At 66.9% G+C, this 16,682-nt stretch carries 28 protein-coding genes and 1 tRNA gene; 26 read left to right on the plus strand and 3 right to left on the minus strand.

Features of this window, described 5'->3' with window-relative positions:
* The first annotated feature begins 23 nt into the window (after positions 1-23).
* Both FQU85_RS07440 and FQU85_RS07445 read left to right on the plus strand, forming a co-directional pair.
* On the plus strand, positions 24-1,619 hold the full coding sequence (locus FQU85_RS07440; protein WP_145846421.1) for a GTPBP1 family GTP-binding protein: 1,596 nt from the start codon (positions 24-26) through the stop codon (positions 1,617-1,619).
* Positions 1,619-1,933: a hypothetical protein gene (locus FQU85_RS07445; protein ID WP_145846424.1), complete on the plus strand. Its 315-nt coding sequence runs from the start codon at positions 1,619-1,621 to the stop codon at positions 1,931-1,933. Before FQU85_RS07440 ends, FQU85_RS07445 begins: the two co-directional genes overlap by 1 nt.
* Here FQU85_RS07445 and FQU85_RS07450 read toward each other — a convergent pair.
* The 3 genes from FQU85_RS07450 to FQU85_RS07465 all read right to left on the minus strand — a co-directional run bounded on the left by FQU85_RS07450 (position 1,897) and on the right by FQU85_RS07465 (position 3,675).
* On the minus strand, positions 1,897-2,391 hold the full coding sequence (locus FQU85_RS07450; protein ID WP_145846427.1) for a hypothetical protein: 495 nt from the start codon (positions 2,389-2,391) through the stop codon (positions 1,897-1,899). The genes FQU85_RS07445 and FQU85_RS07450 overlap by 37 nt on opposite strands.
* Positions 2,391-3,317, minus strand: coding sequence for a methenyltetrahydromethanopterin cyclohydrolase (gene mch / locus FQU85_RS07455; protein WP_145846431.1), 927 nt, complete (start codon positions 3,315-3,317; stop codon positions 2,391-2,393). Before mch ends, FQU85_RS07450 begins: the two co-directional genes overlap by 1 nt.
* A 287-nt stretch (positions 3,318-3,604) precedes the next feature.
* A tRNA-Gly gene (locus tag FQU85_RS07465) sits at positions 3,605-3,675 on the minus strand.
* A gap of 213 nt (positions 3,676-3,888) precedes the next feature.
* On the opposite strand from FQU85_RS07465, the gene FQU85_RS07470 reads away from it, so the two are divergent.
* From FQU85_RS07470 to FQU85_RS07585, 24 genes are read left to right on the plus strand one after another with little or no spacing between them, the layout of a single operon-like run.
* The gene (locus tag FQU85_RS07470) at positions 3,889-4,740 is read left to right on the plus strand and encodes a putative RNA uridine N3 methyltransferase (RefSeq protein ID WP_145846433.1); all 852 of its coding nucleotides are present in this window, start codon (positions 3,889-3,891) and stop codon (positions 4,738-4,740) included.
* Positions 4,741-4,744: 4 nt separating this feature from the next.
* Complete coding sequence (locus FQU85_RS07475) at positions 4,745-5,758, plus strand: 50S ribosomal protein L3 (protein ID WP_145846435.1); 1,014 nt, start codon at positions 4,745-4,747, stop codon at positions 5,756-5,758.
* Complete coding sequence (rpl4p, locus tag FQU85_RS07480) at positions 5,755-6,510, plus strand: 50S ribosomal protein L4 (protein WP_145846437.1); 756 nt, start codon at positions 5,755-5,757, stop codon at positions 6,508-6,510. The genes FQU85_RS07475 and rpl4p overlap by 4 nt, the downstream gene beginning before the upstream one ends.
* A 58-nt stretch (positions 6,511-6,568) precedes the next feature.
* Positions 6,569-6,823, plus strand: a complete 255-nt coding sequence (locus FQU85_RS07485) for a 50S ribosomal protein L23 (protein ID WP_145846439.1) — start codon at positions 6,569-6,571, stop codon at positions 6,821-6,823.
* Between the two features lie 2 nt (positions 6,824-6,825).
* The gene (locus FQU85_RS07490) at positions 6,826-7,542 is read left to right on the plus strand and encodes a 50S ribosomal protein L2 (protein ID WP_145846441.1); all 717 of its coding nucleotides are present in this window, start codon (positions 6,826-6,828) and stop codon (positions 7,540-7,542) included.
* Position 7,543: 1 nt separating this feature from the next.
* The gene (locus FQU85_RS07495; protein WP_145846446.1) at positions 7,544-7,966 is read left to right on the plus strand and encodes a 30S ribosomal protein S19; all 423 of its coding nucleotides are present in this window, start codon (positions 7,544-7,546) and stop codon (positions 7,964-7,966) included.
* Between the two features lie 2 nt (positions 7,967-7,968).
* The gene (locus FQU85_RS07500) at positions 7,969-8,439 is read left to right on the plus strand and encodes a 50S ribosomal protein L22 (protein WP_145846448.1); all 471 of its coding nucleotides are present in this window, start codon (positions 7,969-7,971) and stop codon (positions 8,437-8,439) included.
* Between the two features lies 1 nt (position 8,440).
* Positions 8,441-9,424: a 30S ribosomal protein S3 gene (locus FQU85_RS07505; RefSeq protein ID WP_145846450.1), complete on the plus strand. Its 984-nt coding sequence runs from the start codon at positions 8,441-8,443 to the stop codon at positions 9,422-9,424.
* Positions 9,424-9,621, plus strand: coding sequence for a 50S ribosomal protein L29 (gene rpmC, locus FQU85_RS07510; protein ID WP_145846451.1), 198 nt, complete (start codon positions 9,424-9,426; stop codon positions 9,619-9,621). Before FQU85_RS07505 ends, rpmC begins: the two co-directional genes overlap by 1 nt.
* Before the next feature lie 4 nt (positions 9,622-9,625).
* A complete protein-coding gene (locus FQU85_RS07515) occupies positions 9,626-10,015 on the plus strand; it encodes a ribonuclease P protein component 1 (RefSeq protein ID WP_145846453.1) in 390 nt (129 codons plus the stop codon).
* Positions 10,006-10,332: a 30S ribosomal protein S17 gene (locus FQU85_RS07520; RefSeq protein ID WP_145846455.1), complete on the plus strand. Its 327-nt coding sequence runs from the start codon at positions 10,006-10,008 to the stop codon at positions 10,330-10,332. The genes FQU85_RS07515 and FQU85_RS07520 overlap by 10 nt, the downstream gene beginning before the upstream one ends.
* A complete protein-coding gene (locus FQU85_RS07525) occupies positions 10,332-10,730 on the plus strand; it encodes a 50S ribosomal protein L14 (protein ID WP_145846457.1) in 399 nt (132 codons plus the stop codon). The genes FQU85_RS07520 and FQU85_RS07525 overlap by 1 nt, the downstream gene beginning before the upstream one ends.
* 2 nt (positions 10,731-10,732) lie before the next feature.
* Positions 10,733-11,089: a 50S ribosomal protein L24 gene (gene rplX, locus FQU85_RS07530; protein WP_145846460.1), complete on the plus strand. Its 357-nt coding sequence runs from the start codon at positions 10,733-10,735 to the stop codon at positions 11,087-11,089.
* Positions 11,086-11,811 (plus strand): 30S ribosomal protein S4e, encoded by a 726-nt coding sequence (locus FQU85_RS07535; protein WP_145846462.1) that lies wholly within the window; start codon positions 11,086-11,088, stop codon positions 11,809-11,811. The genes rplX and FQU85_RS07535 overlap by 4 nt, the downstream gene beginning before the upstream one ends.
* The gene (locus tag FQU85_RS07540) at positions 11,808-12,329 is read left to right on the plus strand and encodes a 50S ribosomal protein L5 (protein ID WP_145846464.1); all 522 of its coding nucleotides are present in this window, start codon (positions 11,808-11,810) and stop codon (positions 12,327-12,329) included. The genes FQU85_RS07535 and FQU85_RS07540 overlap by 4 nt, the downstream gene beginning before the upstream one ends.
* Positions 12,326-12,475, plus strand: a complete 150-nt coding sequence (locus tag FQU85_RS07545; protein ID WP_145846467.1) for a 30S ribosomal protein S14 — start codon at positions 12,326-12,328, stop codon at positions 12,473-12,475. The genes FQU85_RS07540 and FQU85_RS07545 overlap by 4 nt, the downstream gene beginning before the upstream one ends.
* Positions 12,476-12,477: 2 nt before the next feature.
* Positions 12,478-12,870 (plus strand): 30S ribosomal protein S8, encoded by a 393-nt coding sequence (locus FQU85_RS07550; protein ID WP_145846470.1) that lies wholly within the window; start codon positions 12,478-12,480, stop codon positions 12,868-12,870.
* On the plus strand, positions 12,870-13,403 hold the full coding sequence (locus FQU85_RS07555) for a 50S ribosomal protein L6 (protein WP_145846472.1): 534 nt from the start codon (positions 12,870-12,872) through the stop codon (positions 13,401-13,403). Before FQU85_RS07550 ends, FQU85_RS07555 begins: the two co-directional genes overlap by 1 nt.
* A gap of 3 nt (positions 13,404-13,406) precedes the next feature.
* Entirely contained in the window at positions 13,407-14,123 is a 717-nt protein-coding gene (locus tag FQU85_RS07560; protein ID WP_145846476.1) for a 50S ribosomal protein L32e, read from the plus strand.
* Positions 14,116-14,565: a 50S ribosomal protein L19e gene (locus tag FQU85_RS07565; protein ID WP_145846482.1), complete on the plus strand. Its 450-nt coding sequence runs from the start codon at positions 14,116-14,118 to the stop codon at positions 14,563-14,565. The genes FQU85_RS07560 and FQU85_RS07565 overlap by 8 nt, the downstream gene beginning before the upstream one ends.
* Positions 14,565-15,116, plus strand: a complete 552-nt coding sequence (locus FQU85_RS07570; RefSeq protein WP_145846485.1) for a 50S ribosomal protein L18 — start codon at positions 14,565-14,567, stop codon at positions 15,114-15,116. The genes FQU85_RS07565 and FQU85_RS07570 overlap by 1 nt, the downstream gene beginning before the upstream one ends.
* Position 15,117: 1 nt before the next feature.
* A complete protein-coding gene (locus FQU85_RS07575; protein ID WP_145846487.1) occupies positions 15,118-15,753 on the plus strand; it encodes a 30S ribosomal protein S5 in 636 nt (211 codons plus the stop codon).
* Positions 15,753-16,217 (plus strand): 50S ribosomal protein L30, encoded by a 465-nt coding sequence (gene rpmD, locus FQU85_RS07580; protein ID WP_145846491.1) that lies wholly within the window; start codon positions 15,753-15,755, stop codon positions 16,215-16,217. The genes FQU85_RS07575 and rpmD overlap by 1 nt, the downstream gene beginning before the upstream one ends.
* Positions 16,218-16,219: 2 nt before the next feature.
* Positions 16,220-16,681, plus strand: a complete 462-nt coding sequence (locus FQU85_RS07585; RefSeq protein WP_145846494.1) for an uL15m family ribosomal protein — start codon at positions 16,220-16,222, stop codon at positions 16,679-16,681.
* The last annotated feature ends 1 nt before the right edge of the window (position 16,682 follow it).

Genomic DNA, 16,682 nt, shown 5'->3' on the forward strand with positions numbered 1-16,682 from the left:
GCGACTGTCTCTAATCCGCTTCCATGGGTCTCGACCAGCCCCTCCTCGACCGCGCCATCGAGCGCGGCGAGGAGGAGGGCGGGAACGTCGAATTCAAGGAACGGCTCGCGCGCGACGTGCACCTCGCGGACGGCCGGCTGGAGAGCCTCGCGGCGCAACTCCGCCACCGCGTGCTCTCCGGGGACGGCGAAGCCCTCTACGTCGTCGGCGTCACGGACGACGGCGGCGTCGCGGGAATCCCGCCCGACGCGTTCTCCGAGTCGCTCGACGTGCTCAGCCTCCTCGCCGAGGAGGCGAACGCCCACATCGACGACGTGGTCACGCGCGGCACCGACGACGGCGGCCTGGTCGGCGTCGCCACCGTGCGAGACGGCGGACACCTCGACGGCGGCGACGACCACATCATCGTCGGCACCGCCGGTCACGTCGACCACGGGAAGTCAACGCTCGTCGGCAGCCTCGTCACCGGACGCGCGGACGACGGCGACGGCGACACCCGGAGCTTCCTCGACGTGCAGCCCCACGAGATAGAGCGCGGCCTGTCCGCCGACCTCTCCTACGCCGTCTACGGCTTCGACGAAGCGGGGCCGCTCCGGGTGGACAACCCGAGCCGGAAGTCCGACCGCGCGGCCGTCGTCGAGTCCGCGGACCGCATCGTCTCCTTCGTCGACACCGTCGGCCACGAACCCTGGCTCCGCACCACAATTCGCGGACTCGTCGGACAGAAGATAGACTACGGTCTCCTCACGGTCGCCGCCGACGACGGCCCGACGAAGACCACCCGCGAACACCTCGGCGTCCTGCTCGCCACCGACCTCCCGACAATCGTCGCCATCACGAAGACCGATCTCGTGAGCGACGAGCGCGCCCTCGAAGTGGAGCGCGAGGTCGAGAAACTCCTCCGGAACGCCGGCCGCAGTCCGCTGCTCGTGGAGCGACACGGCGTCGCCGCCGCTGTCGACGAAATCAGTGACACCGTCGTGCCGCTCGTCCGGACGAGCGCGGTGACGATGGACGGACTCGACACGCTCGACCGACTGTTCGAACACCTCCCGAAGACCAACGGCGGGGGCGACGACTTCCGGATGTACGTCGACCGCACGTACAGCGTCACCGGCGTCGGCGCGGTCGCCTCGGGCACGGTGAAGTCGGGAACGGTCGAGGCCGGGGACGAACTCCTGCTCGGCCCGCTCGCCGACGGCTCCTTCACCGGGGTCGAGGTGCGGAGCATCGAGATGCACTACCACCGCGTCGACCGCGCGGAGGCCGGCCGAATCGTCGGTATCGCTCTGAAGGGCGTTCAGGAGGCGGATATCGAGCGCGGGATGGTGCTCCTGCCGCGTGAGGCCGACCCCGAGCCCGTCCGGGAGTTCGACGCGGACGTGATGGTTCTCAACCACCCCACCCGCATCGACGCCGGCTACGAACCGGTCGTCCACCTCGAAACCGTCAGCGAAGCCGTCCAAATCGATCCCGACGGCGGGCAACTCCTCCCCGGCGACTCCGGGAGCGCGCGCGTCCGCTTCAAGTTCCGGCCGTACCTCGTGGAGGCGGGCCAGCGGTTCGTCTTCCGCGAGGGGTCGAGTAAGGGCGTCGGCACCGTCACCAGCGTCCGCTGATGGAGTTCACGCTCGACGCCCCCGAACTCGCCGCCGGACTCGCGCTCACCGCCGTCGCCGCCGCGGGCGTCTCCGTTATCGCGCCCGGGACGTTCGCGCTCGCTGCCGGGCTCGCGCTCGGCCTGCCGTTCTTCGCGGCGGGCGCGGAGCTCACCGAGCCGTCGCCGCGACACCGCCTCGAAACCGCGAGCACCGCGCTCGTCGTCGGTGTTCTCGCCGCGCTTCTGGTCGGGTTTCTCCCGCAGCCTGCGCGAATCCCCGTAGTCGTGGGCGCGACCTACGTCTCCGGGTCGCTCGTCGCGGTCACCCGATAACCGCCGGTAGTCGTCTCCGCGAGGCCGAGCAGCACGGCCCACTCCAGGAGTCGGCGGACGCGCTCGCGCCACTCGGCCTCCCAGCCGTCAGTCTCGCGCTCCCACCGCGGCACCGCGTCGAACGCCGCGAACACCTCGTCCGCGCTCCGCGGTGTCTCGCCGAGCGCGTCGAGCACGTCTCGCGCGCCGTACACGCCGTCGCGGAACCGCCGCGCGAGCGTCGCCCGGTTCGGCGTGTCGTCGACGCGCTCGAACCCCTCGTCGGTCGCGCGCGCGAGCGAGAGCGCGCGGAGGAACGCGAGCCAGTCGGAGGCGTCGTCACGGTTCTCGACGCCGGTTCGCGCGACGACGCGCGCGCAGCAGTCGCGCTCCGTCCGCGGGTCGTCCGGCACCGCCGACTGCACCGCCCACAGGCCGTCGAGGGAGTCTGGCGCGGGCGGAACGGGCTTGCGTCGCACTACAGGAAGCTCTCCGCAAGCACGTCCTCGCGGGTGTCGCCGAGCGCGTACGTCGGCCCGCCGACGACGTTTATCGTCACCTGCGCGGGTGCGAAGTAGCCCTCCGCGACCTCGCTCATCTCCCAGTCCGCGTCCGCGAACACCGCCGCGGAGGGCGCGTCGTACTCGCCCGCGGTCGAGGGGAGGGCGTCGAAGGCGTCGCTGTCCTCGCGCACCGTGAAGTGCGCCCGGCCGCCGTGAACGACGCTGTCGGTCGTGCGCGCGATGGCGTCCTCCTCGCCGCCCGCGACGGGTGCGACCGGCGCGCTCCCCGTCGCGGAGAGCACGTCCTGCGGGTCGTAGCCCGCCTCGAACAATCGGAACAGCGCCATCTCCGCGGGTCGCGCGGCCGCGGAGACACTCCCCACGATGCTCGCGGTCGCGTACGTCGGGAGGTAGACGCCGTCCGTGTTCACGCCCGCCTCCGCCGCGATTCGCTCCGCCACCGCCTCCGTCGGGAGGCTGTCGGCCTCGATGGCGAGGACGGTCAGGTCGAACGCGTCCGTGTACCCGAGCGCGCGGAACTCGGCCTCGTCCGCGACCAGCGCGCGCGCCGGCCCCGACCCCAGTCCCTCGAAGCCGTCGAGGGAGAGCTGCCAGCCCGCCTTCTGCGAGCCCAGCAGCCCCAGTCCGGGCCGGTCACAGGTGAGTTCGACGTGCGGGAACGCCGCGCCCGCGACCTCGTCCATCCGCGTCTGAACCGTCGCGAGCCCCGCGGTCTGGAGTTCTGCGAGCAGTAGTCCGGCTTCCATGCCGCCCTCGAAGTCCACGCCGAAGTCCAGGACGGTCGCGCCGTTCTCCAGGTCGAACGCGCCGATGTCGAGTTCGTCCGCGAAGTCCAGGGCCTCGTCCGCCAGTTCGATGGCCATCCGATTGACGCTCTCCATACCCCGCGGGTTCGCCCGTCTCGCCTAAATGGTTTCTCAGTCCCGCTCCCCGCGCGCCGCACGCCCAAGCGCGTCCTCCACGGATTCGACCGTCTCGCGTGCGCGCTGGTCGCGACCTCGCTTGTCGTCTATCCACGCCGCGCGGGATACGCCTCCCTCGACGGTGTTGAGAGACTCGCGCTGGCTGGGAGTTGAACTTCAGTCACGCCGCTCGCGTTCGCTCGCTTCGTTCCTTAGTTCAGAATCCCCGTGAGCGATTTCACTGCTCACTTTGGTCGCAGTAGAAATGCGCTGGCTGGGATTTGAACCCAGGTTGTGACCATGGCAAGGTCACGTGATACCACTACACTACCAGCGCGCGTTCTTCGCACTCGAACCGAGGAGGTCGCTATAAATAAGACTTGCGAACCGGGGGCGGCGTGGGTCTCGGGCGCAACCTCGGCACTCCTCACGAGACGGGCGCACGGGTCGTGCGAAGCCGTCTCAGGCCGTCGTCGATAACGCCATCCTTTTAGGCATGCTGTCGGTAGTTGTGGTACAGTCTCGTGTCGAGACGAAGAAGCGATACGGCATGACAGTCAGCGTACTCGTGCCGTCGTCCCTCGTCCGGGAAGCCGAGGACAAACGCGAGGCAACTCGCAAACTCGGCTACGTGGCCCGCGCGGCCGCGGTCTTCCGGGCTGACCGCCTCGTGGTCTTCGACGACCCCGAGGGGGAGGAAACGTGGGGCGGCGGGTTCGTCGAAACCGTTCTCCGGTACGCCGCGACCCCGCCATACCTCCGAAAGGAGGCGTTCGGGACGCGGAGCGAACTGGAGTACGCTGGCATCCTGCCGCCGCTCCTCGTGTCGGCATGGACCGGCTCCGAATCGAGCGGTTCGGGGTCGAAACGACAGGGAATCGTGACCCAGGTCGGACCTGAAGGGCGCGTCCGGGTCAATTGCGGCATGCAACACCCGATCTCCCTCCACACACCTCCCGGTATGGAGGTTCGCGAGGGGGAGCGCGTGACCATCAGGGTCTCTTCGCGACGACCGGTTCGAGCGAAACTCCTCGACGAAACCCCGCCCGGGTTTCAGGTGGTTCGCTCGAACCTCGGCGACGAACTCGACCGTCCCGACGCGGGCTACCGCGTGGCGACGTCACGGCACGGCACGCCGATCTCGGCGTCGTCGCTGCCGGACGTCACGCGCCGCGTCCACGAGGACGGGCTGACCGTCGCGTTCGGCGCTCCCGCTCGGGGACTCCCCCCGATGCTCGGCGTGTCCGAATCGACGGTCGAAGAGGCGTCCGCCGACTCAGCCACCCACGCCCCCGGTGGGTTCGACACCTGGCTCAACGTCATCCCGCGTCAGGGCAGCGAGGTCGTGCGAACGGAAGAAGCTCTGTTCGCCGCCCTCAGCTGTCTCACGCTCACGGAGTGATACGATGCCACAACCAAGTCGACCACGAAAAGGCTCGATGGGCTACGGCCCCCGTAAGCGGGCAGCAAGTGAAGTGCCGCGCTTCAACAGCTGGCCGACCGACGACGGGCAGCCGGCCCTGCAGGGCTTCGCCGGATACAAGGCAGGCATGACTCACGTCGTGACGGTTGACGACAAAGCCAACTCTCCCACGGAGGGTATGGAGCAGTCCGTTCCCGTCACGCTCGTTGAAACACCCCCGATGCACGCGGCCGCGGTGCGCCTCTACGAGGACACGCCGTACGGCCAGAAGCCGCTCACGGAAGTGTGGGCGGACGACCTCCACGGGGACCTCGACCGCGTGCTCTCGACGCCGGACGAACCCGGCGACCGAGACGAATTCACGCAGGCGCTCGAAGCCAACGACGTGGCGGACGTGCGTGTCATCACGCACACCGTCCCGACCGAGGTCGCGAGCGTCCCGAAGAAAGACCCCGACGTGATGGAGACGCGCGTCGGCGGCGGCTCCGTGCAGGACCGCGCCGACTTCGCGCTCTCCCTCCTCGACGACGGCAGTCACGAACTCGGCGACGTGTTCCGCGCCGGCGAGTTCATGGACGTCGCGGGCGTCACGAAGGGCAAGGGAACCCAGGGCCCCGTCAAGCGCTGGGGCGTCCAGAAGCGTAAGGGCAAGCACGCCCGCCAGGGTTGGCGGCGTCGCATCGGTAACCTCGGCCCGTGGAACCCGAGCCGCGTTCGCTCGACGGTTCCCCAGCAGGGCCAGACCGGTTACCACCAGCGCACGGAACTCAACAAGCGCCTGCTCGACTTCGGCGACGACGCCGCGGCTGACGACATCAACGCCGACGGCGGGTTCGTCAACTACGGCGAAGTCAGCGGGCCGTACGCCCTCGTGAAAGGATCGCTCCCGGGCCCGGACAAGCGCGTTCTGCGCTTCCGTCCGGCCGTCCGGCCGAACGAATCACCGCGCCTCGATCCCGAGGTTCGGTACGTTTCCAATAGCTCGAACCAAGGATGACACAGGCAACAGTACGCGGCCTGGACGGCGAGGACGCCGGCACGCTCGACCTTCCGGAGGTCTTCGAGACGCCGTACCGGCCGGACCTCATCAAGCGTGCGGTGCTCGCCGCCCAAGCCAACCGAAAGCAGTCGTATGGAGCGGACGAGTTCGCTGGACTGCGAACGTCCGCGGAGTCGCCCGGTAGCGGTCGCGGGATGGCGCACGTCCCCCAGACGAACGGACGCGCCGCCCGCGTCCCGTTCGCGGTCGGTGGGCGACGCGCACACCCGCCGAAGGCGGAGAAAGACCACTCGCTCGCGGTGAACGACAAGGAGCGGAAGGCGGCCGTCCGGAGCGCCATCGCGGCGACCACGGACGCCGACACCGTCGCCGAGCGCGGCCACGCGTTCGACGACGACCTCGACCTCCCGCTCGTCGTCTCCGACGACTTCGAAGACCTCGTGAAGACCAAGGAGGTCGTGAGTTTCCTCGAAGCCGTCGGCGCGTACGCTGACGTCGAACGCGCGGACGACGGGAAGACGGTGCGGGCCGGCCAGGGGAAACTCCGCGGCCGCAAGTACCGCGAACCCACGTCCGTCCTGTTCGTTACGTCCAGCGAGACCGGGCCGTCGAAGGCGGCGCGGAACCTCGCCGGCGTCGACGTCGCGACCGCGCGCGAGGTCAACGCGGAAGACCTCGCGCCCGGCACGGAACCCGGACGGCTGACCGTCTGGACCGAGAGCGCGGTCGAGGAGGTGGCCGACCGATGACGCTCGTCTCACGCGAGGCGCGCGACTGCCTCATCGTTCTCACCGGAGGTGAGAGCCGATGAGCGGCATCATCGACTACCCCCTCGTCACGGAGAAGGCGATGAACGACATGGACTTCCACAACAAGCTCCAGTTCGTCGTGGACGTCGACGCCTCCAAGCCCGACGTTCGCGAGGAGGTCGAGGAGCAGTACGACGTCACCGTGGAGTCCGTCAACACGCAGCTGACGATGGACGGAACGAAGAAAGCCATCGTCCAGCTCTCCGAGGAGGACGACGCGCAGGACGTCGCCTCCCGCATCGGGGTGTTCTAACAATGGGACGAAGAATTCAAGGTCAGCGACGCGGGCGCGGCGGTTCGACCTTCCGCGCGCCGTCGCACCGATACAAGGCCGAACTGTCGCACAAGAAACCCGAGAGCGACGTGCTGTCCGGCGAGGTCGTCGACGTGGAGCACGACCCCGCGCGCAGCGCGCCGGTCGCCCGCGTCGAGTTCGACGACGGCGACCAGCGCCTCGTCCTCGCCAGCGAGGGCGTGGGCGTCGGGGACACCCTCGAAGTCGGTGTCTCCGCGGCCGTCGAACCCGGGAACACGCTCCCGATCGCCGAAATCCCCGAGGGGGTTCCGGTCTGCAACGTCGAGCGTCAGCCCGGCGACGGCGGGAAGTTCGCGCGCGCCAGCGGCGTGAACGCCGACCTCATCACGCACGAGCGCGACGCCGCGGTCGTCCAGCTGCCGAGCGGCGAAGTCAAGCGGCTCTCCCCCGACTGCCGCGCCACAATCGGCGTGGTCGCCGGTGGCGGTCGCACCGAGAAGCCGTTCGTGAAAGCGGGGAACAAGTACCACAAGATGAAATCGCGTGGCACGAAGTGGCCGCGCGTCCGCGGCGTCGCGATGAACGCCGTCGACCACCCGTTCGGTGGCGGTGGCCGCCAGCACCCCGGTCGTCCGAAGTCCGTCTCTCGGGACGCCCCGCCGGGACGGAAGGTCGGAGACATCGCGTCGAAACGCACCGGCCGAGGAGGCAACTAACATGAGTACGGAATACCGAACCGGCCGCGAGGGTGAGTTCACCTACCGCGGCTACGACCTCGACGAGCTCCAGGACATGAGCCTGGACGAAGTCGCGGAACTGCTGCCCGCGCGTACGCGGCGAAGTATCACCCGTGGCCTGACCGACGAACAGGAGAAGGTCGTCGAGAAGGCGCGCGAGAAGTCGCCGGAGGAGACCGCGAACAATCCGATTCGCACGCACCTCCGCGACCTCCCCGTCCTCCCGGAGTTCGTCGGCCTGACGTTCTCCGTCTACGACGGACACGAGTTCGAGCGCGTCGAAGTGGAGCCCGAGATGATCGGGCACTACCTCGGCGAGTTCCAGCTCACGCGCACCTCGGTCGAGCACGGGCAGGCGGGTATCGGCGCGACCCGCTCCTCGAAGTTCGTGCCGCTCAAATAACAATGGGTATCAACTACAGCGTCGACACGGATCCGGAAACCACCGCGAAAGCGATGCTCCGCGAGGAGCCGATCAGCCTCAAGCACTCGAAGGCCATCTCGAAGGCTATCAAGGGCAAGACGGCGAGCGAGGCCGAAGACTTCCTCGACGCCGTCATCGCGGAAGAACAGTCCGTGCCGTTCAAGCAGCACAACAGCGGCGTCGGCCACCGAAGCGACATCGACGGCTGGGACGCCGGTCGCTACCCGGAGAAGGCGTCGAAGGCGTTCCTCCGCCTCATCGGGAACGCGAAGAACAACGCCGACCAACAGGGCTTCGACGCGGACACGATGGTCGTCTCCCACGTCGCCCCGCACAAGGTCGGGGAGACGCAGGGCCGCAAACCCCGCGCGATGGGACGTGCGACCGCGTGGAACACGCCCGAGGTCGACGTCGAACTCGTCCTCGAAACAGCAGACGAGGTGAGTGACTAAAATGGCAGACGAAGTCGAATTCATCGAACAGGGCCTTCAGCGCTCCCAGATAGACGAGTTCTTCGGCGAAGAACTCGCGCGCGCTGGCTACGGTGGCATGGAGCTCGCGCCCACTCCGATGGGAATCCAGATCGTCCTCAAGGCCGAGAAGCCCGGGATGGTCATCGGGAAGGGCGGGAAGAACATCCGGAAGATCACGACGGAACTCGAGGAGCGATTCGACCTCGAGGATCCGCAGATCGACGTGCAGGAGGTCGACGAACCCGACCTGAACGCACAGATCGTCGCGGATCGTCTCGCCAACGCGCTCGAACGCGGCTGGTACTTCCGGAAGGCCGGTCACACGACCATCGACCGAATCATGGAGTCCGGCGCGCTCGGCGCCGAGATCGTCCTGAGCGGGAAGGTCACCGGCGCCCGGAGCCGCGTCGAGAAGTTCAACCGCGGCTACATCAAGCACAACGGCGAGCCCGCGGAGGAAATCGTCGACCACGGTCAGGGTGTCGCGGTGATGAAGCTCGGCACCATCGGCGTGAACGTGAAGATCATTCCGCCGAACGCCGAACTCCCCGACGACTTCGAAATCGCGGAGGACGCCGACATCGAAGACCTCGTCGTCGACGAGGAAGACCTCGAGGGCGAGAGCGTCGAGGAACTCCTCGAAGGCGAACCCGAGGACGACGAACTCGGCGGTCCCGAGGGCGAGGCGCCCGGCGAGGACGCCACCGAGGACATCCCCGACGATGTCGCGGAAGAAGTCATCGACGAGGAAGAGTTCGAGGCCGAGGAGGGCGAGAGCCCGACTTCCCCGCCGGACTCCGAGGAGTCCATCGAGGAAGAACTCGACGAACTCGCATCCGACGTCGAAGCCGACGCCGAGGACGTCGACGCCGAGGACTTCGACGACCTCGAAGCCGGCGTCGAGGAGGAAGCCGAAGAACTCCTCGAGGAGATGGACGAGGAAGAAGAGGAGGGTGAGGAATAATGGCCATCCTCTACACGGAAGAGATCCGTGACATGACGCCCGCGGAGCGCGAGGCCGAACTCGAAGAGCTCGAAACCGAGCTCCTCAACGCGAAGGCCGTGCAGGCTGCGGGTGGCGCGCCGGAGAACCCGGGGCGCGTCAGCGAACTGAAGAAGACGATCGCGCGGATCAAAACGATCCAGAACGAAGAGGAATAGCGGGATGCTCACGCCGGAGACCCTCCCGCGCCACGAACTCGTCGGCCTCCACGCGGAGGTCGTCGACTCGACCGACCCATCGCGGGTCGGTATCGCGGGACGCATCGTCGACGAGACGATGCGAACCCTCCTCATACGCGAGGGGGAACCCGAAGGTTCTTCAGGCGTGAAGCGCGTTCCCAAGATAGGAACGACGTTAGAGGTCAGACTCACAGATGAACCCGCAGCCGCCCCGAAGGCGGCTGGGACCGCGTCGAAACCCGCCAGTGGCGATCCAGATTCGGAGACCCAAACTACGGGCGACGGCGCGGCCTACGTTACGGTGGATGGAGTCGTTCTGCTCTCACGACCCGCGCTGCGAACAGAGAAAGGAGTCAATTCACAATGGCGATAGGACTGAACGTATCCGAGCCCGACGGCACCTGCGCTGACGAGAGCTGTCCGTTCCACGGAAACCTTTCCGTGCGCGGTCAGGTCATCGAAGGCGAGGTCGCCAGTACGGCCATGGACAAAACCGTCGTCGTCGAGCGCGAATACGACGTATTCGTGCCGAAGTACGACCGGTACATGAAGCGACGCTCCCGCGTCAGCGTTCATGCACCCGAGTGCTTCGACCTCGCGGAAGGCGACACGGTTCGTATAGCTGAAACCCGACCGCTCTCGAAGACCAAATCTCACGTGGTCGTCGAACTCGTGGAGGGTGAAGAATAATGGAAGCGATCAAGGCAGACGTCACGCAGGGTCTCGAGAAGGGCTCGCTCATCCGGTGTGCGGACAACACCGGCGCGCGAGAACTCAAGATCACGAGCGTCGCCGGCTACCAGGGGACGAAGAACCGCCACCCCAAAGCCGGCGTCGGTGACAAGGTCACCGTCTCCGTCACGAAGGGGACGCCCGAGATGCGCCGTCAGGTTCTCGAAGCCGTCATCGTGCGGCAGCGCAAGTCCATCCGGCGACCGGACGGACAGCGCGTGAAGTTCGAGGACAACGCGGCCGTCATCATCGACGACATGGAAGAACCCCGCGGGACCGAGATCAAGGGCCCGATCACGCGCGAGGTCGCGGAGCGCTGGGGTAGCATCGCAAGCACCGCGACGATGATCGTATAGATATGTCTGAGCAACCACGCAAACAGCGAACTCGATCGGAGCGCGCGAGCCTCCACGAGCGACAGAAGCAGGTTCGCGCTCACCTCGCGGAAGGCCTCCGAGAGGAGTACGGTCAGCGTCACGTTCGCGTGAACGCTGGCGACACCGTCGAGGTGCAGCGCGGTGACTACGCCGGCACGGAAGGCGAAGTCACGAACGTCGACCTTCGCGACGCCTCCGTCTACGTGGAGGACGTGACGGTCGCCGCCGCGGACGGCGAAGACGTGCCGCGTCCCCTGGACGCGAGCAACCTCGTCGTCACCGAGCTCGACCTGGAGGACGACGTGCGCGCAGAACGCATCGAAGGTGACAACGAATGACGAAACACCAGAAACGACTCTCCGTTCCGAAGTCGTGGCCCGTCGAGCGGAAGACGGACACGTTCACGGCGAAGGCGACCGCCGGCCCCCACGGGGAATCCGGCGTGCCGCTCGTCGTCGTGCTTCGCGACGTGCTGGAGTACGTGAACACGAAGAAGGAAGCGAAGTACGCCATCAACAACGCGGGCGTGCTCGTCAACGGCGGAACCGTGCAGGACGTCAACCGTCCCATCGGGATGTTCGACATCCTCGCGTTCCCCGACCGCGACGAGTACTACCGCGTGTTCCCCGACGAGGGCGGCCGCCTCGGCCTCACGGGTATCGACGAGGACGCAGCCGGTTCGAAACTCGGGAAAATCGAGGACAAGACGCTCGTCAGCGGTGGCGGCGTCCAGCTCAACCTCCACGACGGCCAGAACATTCTGGTCGAGGAAGACGAGTACAGCGGGACCGACTCGGTCGTCGTCGACAACGAGACGAACGAGATCGTCGCGCACTTCGTCTTCGAGGAGGGCGCGCTCGTCACCGCCGTCGCCGGCCAGCACGCCGGGGACATCGGCGAGATCGACGAGATTCAGGTCGCTCCCGGTAGCGCGGACAACACCATCGTCGTCAGCACCGACGACGGCTCGTTCGAGACCGTGCAGGACTACGTCGTCGTCATCGACGAGAACTTCGTGGGTGACGAGGACGCCGACGAGTCTGCGGGTGATGGCGAATGAGCGAAGCCGAGTTCGACAACGAGATGCGCGAACCGCGCGTCGAGAAGGTCGTCGTCCACATGGGCGTCGGCCAGGGTGGCCGCGACCTCCAGAACGCCGAGGAGATTCTGGAGGAGGTCGCCGGCCAGGAGTCCGTTCGAACCACTGCGAAGCGCACCGAACCCGAGTTCGGGATCCGCGAGGGCGACCCGATCGGCGCGAAGGTCACGCTCCGCGGCGAGGACGCGGCGGACTTCCTGTCTCGTGCGCTCCCCGTCGCCGACCTCAGCGAGTCCAAGTTCGATAAGACTGGGAACGTGAGCTTCGGCGTCGAGGAACACACGGACTTCCCGAGCCAGGAGTACGACCCGAACATCGGGATTTACGGGCTTGACGTCACCGTCAACCTCGTCCGCGGCGGGTATCGCGTGTCGAAGCGCGATGCGCGCACGCGACAAATCCCGTCGAATCACCGACTGACGCCCGAGGACGCCATCAGGTTCCTCGAAGCGAACTTCGACGTCGAGGTGGACGCATGAGCGACGAACACGAAGAAACCGGCCAGTCCCACGAGTGCCGCCGCTGCGGCCGCAATCAGGGTCTCGTCGGGAAGTACGACATCTGGCTGTGCCGACAGTGCTTCCGCGAGATCGCTCGGACGATGGGATTCAAGAAGTACAGCTAACAATGACAGGAAAAGACCCACTCGCCGACGCCCTCTCGGGACTCGATAACTCCGAGAGCGTCGGCCACCTCACCTACACGGTATCGACCGCCTCGAACATGGTCGGCTCCGTCCTCGAGGTCCTCTACGACCGCGGGTACATCGACGGGTTCGAATACGTCGAAGACGGCAAGGGCGGCACGTTCGAGGTCGAACTGAAGGGTGCCATCAACGAGTGCGGCCCGGTCAAGCCCCGTTACTCTGCGGGCGTCGACGACTTCGAGAAGTGGGAGAAGCGATTCCTCCCCGCCCGTGACTACGGGACGCTCGTCGTGACGACCAGCCGCGGCATCATGAGCCACTACGAGGCCCGCGAACAGGGCGTCGGTGGCCAAGTAATCGCATACGTCTACTAATGGCACGAATAGAACTCGAAATTCCGGACGACGTGACGGTCGAGGTCGACCGCCTCGACGTGACGGTGGACGGCCCGGAGGGGTCCGTGACGCGACGCCTCTGGTACCCCGACGTGAGCGTGTCCGTCGATGACGACCAGGTCGTCATCGAGAGTGACACCGAGAACCGCAAGACGACCGCGACGATGGGGACGTTCGAGAGCCACCTCTCGAACATGTTCCACGGCGTGAGCGACGGCTGGGAGTACCGGATGGAAGTCCACTACTCTCACTTCCCGATGCAGGTGACCGTCGAGGGCGACGAAGTGGTCATCGAGAACTTCCTCGGTGAGCGCGCGCCCCGACGAACGCCCGTTCGCGGCGACACCGACGTCCAGGTGGACGGCGAGGAACTCACCCTCTCCGGCCCCAGCAAGGAGGACGTCGGGCAGACCGCCGCCGACATCGAACAGCTCACCCGGGTGACGGACAAGGACACGCGCGTCTTCCAGGACGGCGTGTACATCGTCGAGAAACCCACGGGAGGTGCCTAACGCATGGCTGACGAACCACAAGAACTCGAAGACATCTCCGGCGTTGGACCGTCCAAGGCCGAAGCGCTCCGCGAAGCCGGCTACGAGAGCATCGACGACGTGAAGGCGGCGAGCCAGAGCGAACTGGCCGACGTCGACGGCGTCGGGAACGCGCTCGCGGCCCGTATCAAGGCCGACGTCGGCGGACTCGAAGTCGAGTCCGAGACGGAGGGCGAGGTCGAGGAGGCCGAGCCCGCGGAGGAAGAAGAAGAGACCGGGGAGGAAGTCGAGACGGAACTCGTCCCGCGCGGGCACGCGGAGAAGACGCCCGACCTGGACGAGGAGACGAAGCGCCTGCTCTCGCAGCGCGACCGCATCGGCACGCCCCAGTTCAACCGACAGGACCACCACAAGAAAAAGCGCGTCTCCACGTCGTGGCGACGCCCCCGCGGCACGCTCTCGAAGCAGCGCCGCGGCATCAAGGGGAAGGGCGACACCGTGCAGGCGGGCTTCCGCTCGCCGACGGCCGTTCGGGGCAAGCACCCGAGCGGGTTCGAGGACGTTCTCGTGCACAACGCGAACGACCTCGACGACCTCGACCCCGACACGGAAGCCGCCCGCATCGCCTCGAAGGTCGGCGACCGGAAACGCGAGACCATCGAGGACAAGGCGGAAGACCTCGGGATTCGCGTCCTCAACCCCACCTACGTGGAAGTCGAAGTGGAGGGAGACAATGAGTGACCTGAGCGCACAGAAGCGGCTCGCAGCCGACGTCCTCGACGTCGGTGAGAACCGCGTCTGGTTCGACCCCGAAGAACAGGGCGAAATCGTCGACGCCATCACGCGAGAGGACATCCGCGAACTCGTCGACGAGGGAATCATTCAGTCGAAGGACGCCCGCGGGAACTCCCGTGGCCGCGCACGCGAGCGCAACGAGAAACGCGCGTACGGCCACCGGAAGGGCCCCGGTACCCGGAAGGGCAAGGCGGGCGCTCGGCAGAACGAGAAGGAACAGTGGGAGGCGAAGATTCGCGCGCAGCGACGGACGCTCCGCGAACTCCGCGACGACGGCGAACTCACGCCCAGCCAGTACCGCGAACTCTACAACATGGCGAACGGTGGCGAGTTCGACAGCGTCGCGCGCCTCGAAACGTACATCGACGAACACTACGGTGAAAACTAATGGCAACTGGACCACGCTATAAGGTGCCGATGCGGCGACGCCGCGAGGTCCGGACCGACTACCATCAGAGGTTGCGCCTCCTCAAGTCGGGGAAACCCCGGCTTGTCGCTCGCAAGAGCAACAACCACGTCACGGCGCAGCTGGTCGTCACCGGACCCAACGGCGACGAAACCGTCGCATCCGCGACGTCCGAAGACCTCTCCGAGTACGGCTGGGACGCCCCGACGGGCAACCTCCCGACCGCGTACCTCACCGGCCTCCTGGCCGGGCAGCGAGCCGTCGACGCCGGTCTCGAGGAAGCCGTCCTCGACATCGGCCTGAACACGGCAACGAAGGGGTCGAAGGTCTTCGCGATTCAGGAAGGCGCTATCGACGCCGGCCTCGACATCCCGCACAACGACGACGTCTTCGCGGACTGGCAGCGTACTCGCGGTTCGCACATCGCGGAGTACGCGGAGTCCCGAGAGGACGGCCTGTACAGCGGCGATTTCGACGCCACGGAACTGCCCGAGCACTTCGACGACGTGCTCGAAACGATTACGGAGGACTAACATGAGCTACGACAGCTGGCAACCCAAGACACGCCTCGGTCGTCTCGTCCAGGACGGCGAGATCGACACGATGTCGGACGCGCTCAACACCGGCCTCCCGCTTAAGGAGCCCGAAATCGTCGACACTCTCCTCCCGGGGATGGACGACGAAGTGCTGGACATCAACATGGTTCAGCGCATGACGGACTCCGGCCGCCGCGTGAAGTTCCGATGCTCGGTTGTCGTCGGGAACCGCGACGGCTTCGTCGGGTACGCCGAGGGGCGTGACGACCAGGTCGGCGGCGCCATCGAGAAGGCGATCGGTATCGCGAAACTGAACATCATCGACGTTTCCCGCGGCTGTGGGTCGTGGGAGTGTGGCTGCGGGCGTCCGCACACGGTCGCGCTCAAGACGACCGGCAAGGCCGGGAGCGTCGAAGTCGAACTCCGTCCCGCCCCGCGCGGCCTCGGTCTCGCGGGCGGTGAGACGGTTCGGCACGTGCTCGACCTCGCCGGTATCGAGGACATCTGGACGCGGTCGTCCGGGAAAACTCGGACGACGGTGAACTTCGCGAAAGCGGCGTTCAACGCGCTCCGGAACACGGCGGAGGCACGCATCCCCGAGCGCACGCGCGAGAAGCGCGAGGTGATCGAGTGATGCAGGCAGTCGTGCAGCTCCGCGGCGACGTGAACATGCGTGAGACCGTGGAGGACACGCTCGACATGCTGAACATTCACAGCGTGAACCACTGCGCGCTCGTCCCCGAGACGGACACCTATCAGGGGATGGTCGCGAAGGTCAACGACTACGTCGCGTACGGCGAACCGAGCGAGGACGTGCTCGTGACGCTGCTCGAGAAGCGCGCGGAACCCCTGGAGGGTGACGCCGACGTGGACGACGAGTGGCTCGCGGAGAACACGGAGTACGACGCCATCGAAGACCTCGCGGCGGCGCTCCTCGACGAGGAGACGACGCTTCGCGAACAGGGTCTCGCCCCCGTCCTCCGCCTCCACCCGCCCCGCGGCGGTCACAAGGGCATCAAGCAGCCGCAGGCCGACGGCGGCCAGCTCGGCAAGCACACGACCGAGGAGATAGACAGCCTCCTCACGGAGATGCGATAACGATGACTGATAAGAAACGACGCCAGCGCGGCACGCGCACGCACGGCGGCGGCAGTCACAAGAACCGGCGCGGCGCCGGTCATCGTGGTGGCCGTGGGCGCGCCGGTCGCGACAAACACGAGTTCCACAACTACGAACCGCTCGGCAAACACGGATTCACGCGCCCCGAAAAGGTCAAGGAGACCGTGCTCGAGGTCTCCGTCCGCGAACTCGACGAGGACGCCGCGCTGCTCGCGGCGGACGGTCTCGCGGAGGAGACGGACTTCGGCTATCGGATCGACGCGCGCGACGTGGTCGAGGACGGCCACGAGGCCGACGCCGTGAAGGTGCTCGGCGGCGGGCAGGTCCGGAATCAGCTCGAAGTCACGGCGGACGCGTTCACGGCGTCCGCGGTCGAACTCATCGAGGAAGAGGGCGGCGACGCCGTTCTCTCCGAGCGCGCGGAAGAAGAGAACGAGGACTAAC

Origin of the sequence: Salarchaeum sp. JOR-1 (assembly GCF_007833275.1) — an archaeon.
Classification (GTDB): domain Archaea; phylum Halobacteriota; class Halobacteria; order Halobacteriales; family Halobacteriaceae; genus Salarchaeum.